Genomic DNA, 11,389 nt, shown 5'->3' with positions numbered 1-11,389 from the left:
CCGCCGTACGCCAGGCGGGCAGCGCGCGACCGCCGGCCGCCAGCAGCGCGGCGACCTGGGCCGCGTGCGCCTGTTCGGCCGGCTGCCGGACGGGCAGCGCGGCGGCGACCGCGGCGACCGCGGCGGACAACTCCCGGTCGTCGACCCGGGCGGCGGTACGGGCGACGGCGCTGAGCACCGGCCACCCCTCGCGGGGCAGGTGCGGCAGGCGGTCGTCGGCCAGCGCGGCGCGGGCCGCGCGGACCGCCTCCACCTTGTCGTCGGCCGCCAGCGCCGCCTCGATCCGCAGCTCGTGCAGCGGCAGCCGGTGGTTCGGCCACAGGTACGGCCGGACGAGGAAGCCCAGCGCCCGGCCGATCAGCTCGTCGGCGGCGGGGTGGGCCCGGGCCAGCCGCAGCCCGGCGCGCAGCTGGAGCCAGTGCAGGCCGGAGACGCCGGGCGGGTCGATCCGGGCCGCGTCGGCGCAGGCCGCGTCGGCCTCGTCCCAGCGGCCCAGGGCGAGCAGCGCCTCGGCCTGGTTGGACAGCAGGTACGCCCCGGTGGAGCGGCTGATGCCGACCCGGCGCGCCTCGGTCACCCCGGCGGCGGCCGCCTCGGCGGACTCGGCGTAGTGGCCCAGCTCGAACAGGACGTCGGAGAGGTGGACCAGCGCGCTGACCAGCGCCGGCGCGTCGCCGGCGGCGCGGGCCAGCGCCTCGGCCCGGCGCAGCTCGGCCAGCCCGAGGTCGGGGGCGGCGTCGGTGCGGCAGAGCATGGCGATCCGGGTGGGCAGCAGGGCGAGGTCCTCGCCGACCGCCTCGGCGACCGTACGCGCCTCGGCGGCGACCGCGACGGCCTGCTGCGGATCGATCTTCACCAGGTGCGCGGCGATGTCGGCGAGCAGCCGGACCCGCTCCGGCCCGTCCGGCACCCCGCCCGCCAGCCGGTACGCCTCGCGCAGCTCGGTGCTGCCGTCGCTCTTGCCGAGCAGGGCGAGCAGCCGTCCCCGCCGGTCCAGCAACCGGGCGGCGCGCAGCGGCGCGGCGTCGGGGTCCACCTCGGCCAGCGCGGCCCGGGTGAGGGTGACCGCCCGGCTGTAGTCGCCGGCCGTGCTGGCGGCGTCCAGGGTCTCCTCCAGCACCGCCAGGTGGTCCATGCCGAGTCGGTCGGCGGCGTCGGGCACCAGCTCCCACAGCTCCAGCACCCGCTCCAGCAGCCGGCTCTGCTCCGCGTACGCGTACCGGTCGGCGGCGGCGCAGGCCGCCGCGCGGGCGGTGACCAGGGCACGGGGGTGGTCGTGGGCGGCGTACCAGTGGTGGGCGATCTCGGCCGGGGCGCGGCCGGCGGCGACCAGGTGCGGCTGCGCCTCGATGGCGGCGGCGTACCGGGCGTGCAGCCGGGCGTGCTCGCCGGGGAGCAGCTCGTCGTGGACGGCCTCGCGGACCAGTGCGTGCCGGAACTCGTAGTCGCCGTCGGGGTCGGCGACGACCAGCTGGGCGGCGACGGCGGCGCGCAGCGCGTCCTCCAACTCGGGTTCGGGCAGGCCGGCGACCTCGGCGAGGAGCTGGTGGGCGAAGCGGGTGCCGCCGGCGGCGGCGATGCGCAGCACCCGCTGGGCGGCGTCGGGGAGCCGGTCGACCCGGGCGAGCAGCAGGTCACGCAGAGTCTCCGGCAGGGTGGCGCAGCCGACCGGGTCGCCGGCCGCGGCCAGCTCCTCGATGAAGAACGGGTTGCCCTGGGTACGTGCGTGGACGTCGTCGACGGCCCGGGCGGCCGGTTCGGCGCCGAGGATGTCGGCGAGGATCGCGGCGGTGCCGTCCCGGTCGAGGCGGCCCAGCTCGATCCGCTCGACGCCCCGGGCCCGGTCCAGCTCGGCCAGGAAGGGCCGCAGCGGGTGACCCCGGTGCAGCTCGTCGGTGCGGTACGTGCAGACCAGCAGCAGTCGGGCGGTGCGGGCGGCCCGGACCAGGAAGCCGATCAGGTCACGGGTGGACCGGTCGGCCCAGTGCAGGTCCTCGATGACCAGCACCAACGGTTGGTCGGCGGCGAGCCGGTGGAACAGCTCCCCGACCAGGTCGAACAGGTAGCCCCGGGGGGCGTCGGAGAGGGCCGGCCCGGCCGGCGCGGCGACGGCGGCGGGCCCCCGGGCCAGCTCCGGCAGCAGGCGGGCGAACTCCGCCTCGTACCCGTCGAACACGCCGGGGCCGTCGCGGCGCAGCACCTCGCGCAGCGCGGCGGCGAAGGGTGCGAAGGGTAGACCGGCCTCGCCCAGCTCCAGGCACTGGCCGATCAGCAGCCGGGCGCCGGCGGCGCCGGCCAGCCCGCCGAACTCCTCCAGCAGCCGGGTCTTGCCGACGCCGGCCTCGCCCCCGACCAGGACGGTGGTGGGCTCCCCGGCACGGGCGCGGGCCAGGGCGGTGCGCAGCGACCCCACCTCGCCCTGACGGCCGACGAGGACGGTGCTGGCGGCGCGTACGGTCACGGCACCGAGCATGCCACGCGCGGCGGCGGCGCCGTCCCCGCCGACCGGGCGGTCCGGCACCGCCGTCCCGGCGGCCCGCCCGGTCTGCGGCGGGGTGCCGGCCCGGCCGGAGACCGGGCCGGCACTGACTGCCGCCGCCCCGCCGCTCGGGGCGGCGGTCGCCGTCGGGGCGGCGGTCGCCAGGGCCGTCACCGGCGGGCGGCGTCGGTACGGCCGGGGCGGTTGCGGCGGCTCAGCCAGCTACGGCCGTGCCGGCGCGGCAGGGACCGGGCGAGCCGGGCCGCCTCGGCGTCGGCCTGGAGCTCGGCGGCGTGGCTGCGGTGGATGGAGAGGAGGAGGTCTGCGTCGTTGCCGAACATGTCGGGCTCCTTCGGGGTCGTCGTCTGCTGACGTCGACTCTGCGCGGGAAGGTGCCCCCGGGGCATGGGTGCGCCGCCTGATCTTCGGCCGGGCGCCCTCCTTACCCGGGCCCGGAACGACCGCTGAGGCGACGTAAGGTACTCAGCCGGCCGCGGATCATCTGCGCCTGGCGGCGCCCACTAGACTCTGCGGCATGGCAAAGCCCCAGGAGAAGGTCTCGTTCGGCCAGCGGCTGAAGCAGATCGGGATGGTGTTCAAGTTCACCGCCAAGCAGGACAGGTGGTTCGCGCCGCTGACCGCGGCGGCGGTGCTGATCCCGCTCGCGCTCACCGTGGTCGCGGTGATCCTCTGGGGTTGGCTCTGGTTGCCGCTGGGCATCCTGATCACCCTGCTCGCCGTGCTGATCGTGCTCAACCTGCGGTCCAACAAGGCGATGATGAACGCGGCCGAGGGGCAGCCCGGCGCGGCGGCGCAGATCATGGAGAGCATGCGCGGCGACTGGCGGGTCACCCCGGCGGTCAGCTCCACCACCCAGATGGACATGGTCCACCTGGTGATCGGCCGGCCCGGCGTGATCCTGCTGGCCGAGGGGAACCCGCAACGGGTGCGCGGCCTGCTCGGCCAGGAGAAGCGCCGGTTGGCCAAGGTGATCGGCTCGGCGCCGCTCTACGACTATGTGATCGGCCAGGGCGAGGGCGAACTGCCGGTCCGCAAGCTGCGGATGACCCTGATGCGGCTGCCCCGCAACCTGCAGGGCAAGGACGTCAACGCGCTGGACAAGCGGCTCAAGGCGCTCACCGCCCGCCCGCAGATGCCCAAGGGCGCGATCCCGAAGAACATGCGGCCGCCGGGCGGCGCGTTCCGCCAGTCGCGGGGCCGCTAACCCCGGCCCCGCCCGGCGATCTTGCAGTTTCGGCCCTCGCTATACCCTTTTCGCGCTTTTTGACCGGGCAGAAAGCGCAAGATCGCGGGAGGGAAAGAGTCAGGGGATCAGGGGCGGGGGGCGTCGGCGACGACCGAGCCGGTGAGCCGGTCGTGCAGGCCGCGCCGGTGCCCGTCCATGATCAGGGCGGGCACCACCAGGGCGAGCAGCAGGCCGCGCAGCAGCGCCCGGGCCGGCCCGATCCGGCCGCCGTCGGCCCAGTCGAGGCAGCGGATCCTCGTGATGAACATGCCGGGGGTCTGCGCGAAGAGGCCGAGGAAGAAGCCGTACTCCAGGATCAGCACCAGCGGCGGAGCCCAGCCGTCGCGGGCCGGGTCGGCGAAGCCGCGGGCGACCAGCAGGCAGAGCACCCAGTCGATCACCAGGGCACCGAACCGGCGGCCGAGGCTCGGCGGGGTGAAGGAGGGGTCGGCGGCGGGCGGCACCGGTGCCGCGGCGTGCGGGTTGGTCACGACGGTCAAGGGTAGTCAGCGCCCCGCCGGCGGCGGCCGGGGTGGGCAGCGGAGACCGGATCGGCACGCATCGCCGAATCGGGCCAACCGCATCAATTAGCCATACACCGTCCCGGCGGGTATCGTCCGAACGGTGACCCGGTGCGGGCTGAGCGGCGCAGATGACGCTCCGCGAGCGACGTAACACGGCGGAAACAGAGGAGACACGGCCGGGCAACCGGGCGGTCATAACGTCGCCAGTGCCCAGTCACCGGAGTGGACGTGCCAGGAGGACGTGTGTTTGCCAATCCCGAGGAACTCCTGCGATACCTCAAGAACGAGGACGTGAAGTTCGTCGACGTACGTTTCTGTGACCTGCCCGGCGTGATGCAGCACTTCAACCTGCCGGTCGAGTCCTTCGACGACAGCGTCTTCACCGACGGCCTCGCGTTCGACGGCTCGTCGATCCGCGGCTTCCAGGCGATCCACGAGTCGGACATGCTCCTGCTCCCGGACGTCGCCAGCGCCTTCATCGACCCGTTCCGCGCGCAGAAGACCCTCGCGCTGAACTTCTTCATCCACGACCCGTTCACCCGCGAGGCGTACTCCCGGGACCCGCGCAACGTGGCGAAGAAGGCCGAGGCGTTCCTGGCGGCGAGCGGCATCGCCGACACGGCCTACTTCGGCGCCGAGGCGGAGTTCTACATCTTCGACTCGATCCGCCACGAGACCTCCGCCCACCAGTCGTTCTACTACATCGACTCGATCGAGGGCGCGTGGAACTCCGGCCGTGAGGAGCCCGGCGGCAACCGCGGCTACAAGACCGCGTACAAGGGCGGCTACTTCCCGGTGCCGCCGGTCGACCACTACGCCGACCTGCGCGACAGCATGGTCCGCCGCCTCGTCGACGCCGGTTTCACCGTCGAGCGCTCGCACCACGAGGTGGGCACCGCCGGGCAGTCGGAGATCAACTACAGGTTCTCCACCCTGCTGCACTCCGCCGACCAGCTCCAGCTCTTCAAGTACCTGATCAAGAACGAGGCCTGGGCCGCCGGCAAGACCGCGACGTTCATGCCGAAGCCGCTCTTCGGCGACAACGGCTCGGGCATGCACACCCACCAGAGCCTCTGGCTCAACGGTGAGCCGCTGTTCTACGACGAGACCGGCTACGCCGGCCTGTCGGACACCGCCCGCTGGTACATCGGCGGCCTGCTGCACCACGCCCCGTCGCTGCTGGCCTTCACCAACCCGACGGTCAACTCGTACCGGCGGCTGGTGCCGGGCTTCGAGGCGCCGGTCAACCTGGTCTACTCGCAGCGCAACCGCTCCGCCTGCACCCGCATCCCGGTCACCGGCAGCAACCCGAAGGCCAAGCGGGTCGAGTTCCGGGTGCCGGACCCGTCCAGCAACCCGTACCTCGCCTTCTCCGCGATGATGATGGCCGGCCTGGACGGCATCAAGAACAAGATCGAGCCGCCGGCGCCGATCGACAAGGACCTGTACGACCTGCCGCCGGAGGAGTGGGGCAACGTCAAGCAGGTGCCGGGCTCGCTGCCCGAGGTGCTCGACGCCCTCGAGGCCGACCACGACTACCTGCTCGACGGCGGCGTCTTCACGCCGGACCTGATCTCCACCTGGGTGGGCTGGAAGCGGGCCAACGAGGTCGACCCGGTGCGCCTGCGCCCGACCCCGCACGAGTTCGCCATGTACTTCGACTGCTGAGCAGTCGTCCGACACCGGCCGGGCCGGCTCCGCGTTCGCGGGGCCGGCCCGGTTCGTCATGACGCCCGGCGGGCGGCGCGGGCCCGGCGCAGGGCCCAGCCCACGAGCACCACCACCAGCCCCGTCATGGCGATCGCCCCGGGCGCCTTGGTTGACCGGGCCAGCGACGTCCCGTCCGGCAGGGCCAGGAAACCGGCCACCGCGCAGGGCAGCACGAACCAGGTGGTGCGGGTCGCCGAGACGGCGAGCACCAGCAGCGGCCAGGTCGCGTACCAGGGGTGGAGGACCGGGGCCAGCACCACCGTGGCGGCCAGCGCGACACCGGCGGCGTACAGGGTGATCAGGGGGCGGGCCGCCGCCAGCCGGCGCACCCGCTGCCGGACGTTGGTGAGGGCGCGCAACGCCGTCCAGGCCCGCCACCAGAGCGCCACCAGCAGCACCGCGAGCAGCACCAGCGCCACCGCCCGGGTGACCGGCACCGCGGCTGGCTCCCGCCCGGCCAGCTCCCCGAGGTAGTCCACGACGACGCCGACGGCGGTGGGCGGCGAGGTCCACTGCTCGGTGTCGCCGCTGCGGGCCAGGCCGGCGACCCAGCCCAGGCCGAGCCCGGACAGCGCCGAGGTGGCGGCCAGCGCGGCCAGCACGCCACCGGCCAGCCAGCCCCCGTCCCGCAGCAGGGCGCGCGGGGTGTAGCGGCCGTGCACCGCCGCGAGGGCCGCGAACGGCAGCACCACCACGGCGGTGGCCTTCACCGTCACCGCCAGGCCGAGCAGCACCCCGGCCGCCAGCAGCGGCTTCGGCTTGCCGGGCAGCCGGACCAACACCAGCAGGCCGAGCAGGAGCAGCCCGAGCATCACCGCGTCGTTGTGCGCGCCGGCCACCAGGTGCACCCCGACCAGCGGGCAGGCCAGCGCCAGCCAGGCCGCCCGGGCGGTGGGCACCCCGGCGGCCCGGGCCAGCCCGGGCAGGCAGAGCGCGGCCAGCAGCACCCCGGCCAGCGCGACCAGCCGCAACAGCACGATCGTGCCGACCAGGCCACCGCCGAGGGTCGTGGCCAGCGCGGCGAGCAGCACGAAGAACGGGCCGTACGGCGCGGGGGTGTCCCGCCAGATCGGCGCGACCGAGTCGACCCACGGACAGCCGGCCGCCGCCACCCCCACGCCGTACGGGTCGTGGCCGGCGGCGTACGCCCAGCCCTGGCAGGCGTACGAGTAGACGTCCCGGCTGCCCAGCGGCGGCGCGGCCAGCAGCGGGACCAGCCAGAGCCCGGCGGTGAGGTACGCCCAGCGGGTCGACGGCGCGCCCCGGCGCAGCGACCACCAGGCCCCGACCAGCAGCGCCGTGCCGACCAGCCAGCAGCCCAGCGCCCAGGGCCCGGATGCGGCCCGCCAGGGGCCGTTGGGCGGGATGTCGGGCAGCGCCCCGCCCAGCCACCCGGCGACGGCGAGCAGCACCGCGCCCGCCAGGCCGGCGTACCGGGCGGACCGGGCCCGGCCGACGGACGCTGGCCCGGGCTCGGTCACCGGCAACCTCTCCTCAGTCGACGGGGGCCGGCCGGCGGGCCGCCCGGGCCGACCGTACCAACCGGACGGCCACCACGATCACCAACAGCGTCATCAGCGGCGCACCGGGCATCTTGGTGTACCGGGCCAGGCCGGTGCCGTCGGCCAGCACCAGGAACGAGGAGACCACCGTGACCACGCCGAGCCAGCCGGTGCGCAGCGCGGTGGCGGCCAGCACGGTCAGCGGCCAGGTCCAGTACCAGGGGTGGAAGAGCGGGGCCAGTGCGACCGTGGCGGCCAGTGCCAGCCCCGCGTGCCACAGCGGGTCGCGGGTGCGGGCCCGCCACCACAGCCGGACCAGCAGCACGGCGAGCACCGCCACGCCGATCGCCCGGGTCACCGGCAGCGCGTCGACGTGCGCGCCGAAGAGCGCCGCGACGTACCCGACGGTCTGCCCGACCGCGGTGGGCGGCGAGGTCCAGGCGATCACGTCGCCGCCGCGGGCCAGGCCGGAGACCCAGCCGAAGTCGAGGCCGGCGGCGAGGGTCGCCCCGACCACCGCGGCGAGCGCGCCGCCGACCACCGGGCCGCCGTCGCGCAGCAGCGCCCTGATCCGGTACGGCCCGACGATCGCGGCCAGCGCGGCGAACGGCACCACGACCAGCGCGGTGACCTTGACGGCGGCGGCGAGCCCGAGCAGCACTCCCCCGGCCAGCAGCGGGCCGGGGCGCCCGGGTCGGGCCGCCACCACGGCCAGCCCGGCGACCAGCAGCCCGACCATCAGCGCGTCGTTGTGCGCCCCGGAGACCAGGTGCACGCCGACCAGCGGGGAGGCCAGCGCCAGCCAGAGCGCCCGGCGCACCGGCACCCCGCAGCGGCGGGCCAGCACCGGCAGGCACCAGGCGGTCAGCGCCACTCCCGCCACGGCGATCAGCCGGAACAGCGCCATGCTGGCGTAGAGCGAGCCGGTGGCCCTGACGACCGCACCGGAGATCATCACGAAGAGCGGGCCGTACGGTGCCGGGGTGTCCCGCCAGATGTACGAGATGGTGTCCAGCCATGGGCAGGGCAGCGTGGAGACGCCCTGCTCGTACGGGTTGATCCCGGCCGCGTAGCTCGCGCCCTGGCAGGCGTACGCGTAGACGTCGCGGCTGCCCAGCGGCGGCGCGACCAGCAGCGGGACCAGCCAGAGCCCGGCGGTGACCAGCGCCCAGCGGGCGGACGGCACCCGGTCGCGCAGCGACCACCAGGCCCAGGCCATCAGCGCGGTGCCGACCAGCCAGGCGCCCACGACGAGCGGCCCGTGCCGGCCCTGCCAGATGCTGACCGGGGTGGGCCGCAGCGGGGAGTGCGGCAGCGCGCCACCGAGGTACGCGGCGACGGCGAGCAGCGCCGACCCGGCCAGACCGATCCAGCGCGTGAGGTGGTGAGACACGTCCGACATGCTGCCAGTACGGTGGTCGCGGACCGGAGGTGGGCATGCGGCGCAGCAGGGTGGTGGGGCTCACCGCCGTCTGCGCCGCCGTGGCGGGCGGGGTGTGGCTGGCCCTGCCGCCGATGGGCTCGGACCTCTCCGCCCAGGTGGCCCGGGCCGACTTCTTCGCCGCGCACGGCACCGCCCTGGTGGACCTGCGCTGGTACGCCGGCATCCACCCGCTCGGCTACAGCCTGGTCAGCCCGCCGCTGATGGCCGCCCTCGGAGTCCGGGTCACCGGCGTCCTCGCGCTGGTCGCGGCGGCCACCGCGTTCGCCGCGTTGCTGGTGCGCACGCCGGTGCCCCGTCCGCTGCTCGGCAGCCTCGTCGGGGTGCTCACCATCGCCGGCAACCTGGTCTCCGGCCGGGTCACGTACGCCCTCGGCGTCGCGTTCGGGTTGGCCGCGCTGCTCGCCCTGACCCTGCCGGCGCACGCCCCGCCCGGCCGCCGCTGGGCGCGTCCCGTGCTGGTCGCGGCCGGCGCGCTGCTGGCCTCGGCGACCAGCCCCGTCGCCGGCCTCTTCGTCGGCCTGGCCGGCGCGGCGCTGCTGCTCACCCACCGGTACGCCGACGGCCTGCTGCTCGGCGTCGCCGCCGCGCTGCCGCTGGGGGTGACCGGGCTGCTCTTCGGCGAGGGCGGCTGGATGAACATCAGCCGCACCGACACGCTGCGGGCGGTGCTGGCCAGCCTCCTCGTCGCGGCGCTGGTGGCGTACCGGCCGGTGCGGGTGGGGGCGCTGCTGGCGGCGGCGGGGGTGCTGGCGGCGTCGTCGGTGCACACCCCGGTCGGGTTGAACGCCACCCGGCTGGTGGTGATGTTCGCGCTGCCGGTGCTGGCCGCCGCCGCCCGGCCGCCGCGCCGGATCGCCGGCCGGCTGCCCGCGCCGCGTGGCCGCCGCGTCGGCGGGGTCGCGCTCGCGGTGCTGCTGGCGGTGGTGTGCTGGTGGCAGCCACCGGTGGTCGCCGCCGACCTGGTCGGCATCGGCGACCCGACCAGTGGACGGGCCTTCTTCGACCCGCTCCGCGCCGAGCTGACCCGGCGTGGTGTCACCGGCCGGGTGGAGGTGCCGCCGACCCGGGACTACTGGGAGGCGGCGCGGCTCGGCGAGGTGCCGTTGGCCCGGGGCTGGCTGCGGCAGGCCGACATCGACCGCAACCCGCTCTTCTTCACCACGGTGCCCGGGGCCGCCGGCACCGGCGTGCCGCTGACCGCCGACAGCTACCGGGCCTGGCTCGACGAGTTCGCCGTGCAGTACGTCGCCGTCCCCGACGCGCCGCTGTCCTGGGTCGGCCGGGCCGAGGCCGAGCTGGTCGGGTCGGGCCTGCCCTATCTCACCGAGGTGTGGGCGGACCGGCACTGGCGGCTGTACCTGGTGACCGACCCGACGCCGATCGTCGCCGCCCCGGGCGAGCTGGTCCGGCAGGATGGTGCCTCGCTGACCTTCCGGACTGCGACCGCCGGGACGGTCCCGGTCCGGGTCCGACACTCCAGCTGGCTGACCGCCTCGGACGGGGCGACGGTCGCCGCCGACGGGGACTGGACCACGGTCGCCGTGCCGCGCGCCGGCACGTACACCCTGAGCGGGTGAACGCCGCCGCCGACCGCCGGTGGGCGGCCGGACCCAGGGTGTCTCCTCCACGCCCTTTGGAGCTGACGTCGCAAACGATTCACGGCGGTGGCGCCGGGTCCGTAGGGCGGCGGAAGGCCACCGCGCGGATGCGCTGATCCGTCTGTGTCCTCAGCTCCACAGGGTCTCCACCCTCGGCTCGGCCAGACCGGGTCGGTCGAAGACGGGTCGGCACAGGACAAGGAAGGGCAGGACGGGTCGAGCCAGGACCGGCCGGGCAGGAGGGGCCGGGCCGGACAGGTCGGGTCAGGCCGGGTCGGTGTCGCGGCGTACCGGCGCGGGGCGGGCGCGGACGTGCAGCCGCTCCCCCTGCGGCCCGAAGAGGCTGAGGATCTCCAACGGGGTGTCCTGCGGGTTGCCGAACCAGTGCGGCGTACGGGTGTCGAACTCGGCGACCTCCCCCGCCTCCAGGGTCAGGTCGTGCCCGCCGAGCAGCAGCCGGCACCGCCCGGAGAGCACGTAGAGCCACTCGTACCCCTCGTGCACCTGCTGCTCCGGCTCCCCCGCCGGCCCGCGCGGCGGGTAGATCATCTTGTAGGCCTGCACCCCGCCGGGGCGGCGGGTCAGCGGCACGATGGTGACCCCGTTGCGGACCACCGACCGGAGCCGGACCCGGGGGTCCCCGGTGTCCGGCGCGCCGACCAGGTCGTCGAGTGGCACCCGGTGGAACCGGGCCAGCGGCAGCAGCAGCTCCAGGGTGGGGCGGCGGCCGCCGGACTCCAGCCGGGACAGGGTGCTCACCGAGATGCCGGTGGCGGCGGAGAGCTGGGCCAGCGTCACGGCGCGCTGCTGGCGCAGCGCCCGCAGGCGGGGCCCGACCGCCGTCAGCACCCCGTCGGGACTGCTACCGTCTTCCGTCACCTCCCCA

At 75.4% G+C, this 11,389-nt stretch carries 9 protein-coding genes; 3 read left to right on the top strand and 6 right to left on the bottom strand.

Annotation, left to right across the window (positions count from 1 at the left end):
- A partial coding sequence (locus tag AB0I41_RS12655) for an AAA family ATPase (protein WP_357105661.1) occupies positions 1–2,653 on the bottom strand: 2,653 nt, incomplete at its 3' end.
- Positions 2,650–2,820, bottom strand: a complete 171-nt coding sequence (locus AB0I41_RS12650; RefSeq protein ID WP_357105658.1) for a hypothetical protein — start codon at positions 2,818–2,820, stop codon at positions 2,650–2,652. The genes AB0I41_RS12650 and AB0I41_RS12655, both read right to left, overlap by 4 nt.
- A 194-nt stretch (positions 2,821–3,014) precedes the next feature.
- Between AB0I41_RS12650 and AB0I41_RS12645 the strand changes: the two genes are divergently transcribed.
- Positions 3,015–3,704, top strand: a complete 690-nt coding sequence (locus tag AB0I41_RS12645; RefSeq protein WP_357105655.1) for a DUF4191 domain-containing protein — start codon at positions 3,015–3,017, stop codon at positions 3,702–3,704.
- Between the two features lie 107 nt (positions 3,705–3,811).
- Here the strand turns inward: AB0I41_RS12645 and AB0I41_RS12640 are convergent, their stop codons facing one another.
- The gene (locus tag AB0I41_RS12640) at positions 3,812–4,189 is read right to left on the bottom strand and encodes an RDD family protein (RefSeq protein WP_357105676.1); all 378 of its coding nucleotides are present in this window, start codon (positions 4,187–4,189) and stop codon (positions 3,812–3,814) included.
- A 303-nt stretch (positions 4,190–4,492) separates the two neighbouring features.
- Here AB0I41_RS12640 and glnA point away from each other — a divergent pair, with 303 nt between their 5' ends.
- On the top strand, positions 4,493–5,917 hold the full coding sequence (gene glnA / locus AB0I41_RS12635; RefSeq protein WP_357105652.1) for a type I glutamate--ammonia ligase: 1,425 nt from the start codon (positions 4,493–4,495) through the stop codon (positions 5,915–5,917).
- 56 nt (positions 5,918–5,973) lie between these two features.
- On the opposite strand, the gene mptB (AB0I41_RS12630) is transcribed toward glnA, so the two are convergent.
- Positions 5,974–7,440: a polyprenol phosphomannose-dependent alpha 1,6 mannosyltransferase MptB gene (mptB, locus tag AB0I41_RS12630; protein WP_357105649.1), complete on the bottom strand. Its 1,467-nt coding sequence runs from the start codon at positions 7,438–7,440 to the stop codon at positions 5,974–5,976.
- A 13-nt stretch (positions 7,441–7,453) separates the two neighbouring features.
- On the bottom strand, positions 7,454–8,854 hold the full coding sequence (gene mptB, locus AB0I41_RS12625; RefSeq protein WP_357105646.1) for a polyprenol phosphomannose-dependent alpha 1,6 mannosyltransferase MptB: 1,401 nt from the start codon (positions 8,852–8,854) through the stop codon (positions 7,454–7,456).
- 44 nt (positions 8,855–8,898) lie between these two features.
- Here mptB (AB0I41_RS12625) and AB0I41_RS12620 point away from each other — a divergent pair, with 44 nt between their 5' ends.
- The gene (locus AB0I41_RS12620) at positions 8,899–10,482 is read left to right on the top strand and encodes a hypothetical protein (RefSeq protein WP_357105644.1); all 1,584 of its coding nucleotides are present in this window, start codon (positions 8,899–8,901) and stop codon (positions 10,480–10,482) included.
- Between the two features lie 285 nt (positions 10,483–10,767).
- Here the strand turns inward: AB0I41_RS12620 and AB0I41_RS12615 are convergent, their stop codons facing one another.
- Positions 10,768–11,382, bottom strand: a complete 615-nt coding sequence (locus AB0I41_RS12615; RefSeq protein ID WP_357105641.1) for an XRE family transcriptional regulator — start codon at positions 11,380–11,382, stop codon at positions 10,768–10,770.
- Positions 11,383–11,389 lie beyond the last annotated feature (7 nt).

Origin of the sequence: Micromonospora sp. NPDC050200 (genome assembly GCF_040656135.1) — a bacterium.
Lineage (GTDB): Bacteria > Actinomycetota > Actinomycetes > Mycobacteriales > Micromonosporaceae > Micromonospora.
Note: the sequence above shows the minus strand (reverse complement) of the source record. Positions and strands in the feature narration are given on the sequence as shown.

Bases quoted from the DNA above. Each gene is read 5' to 3' on its own strand.
- AB0I41_RS12650 (WP_357105658.1), bottom strand. From the start codon at position 2,820: ATGTTCGGCAACGACGCAGACCTCCTCCTCTCCATCCACCGCAGCCAC.
- AB0I41_RS12645 (WP_357105655.1), top strand. From the start codon at position 3,015: ATGGCAAAGCCCCAGGAGAAGGTCTCGTTCGGCCAGCGGCTGAAGCAG.
- AB0I41_RS12620 (WP_357105644.1), top strand. From the start codon at position 8,899: ATGCGGCGCAGCAGGGTGGTGGGGCTCACCGCCGTCTGCGCCGCCGTG.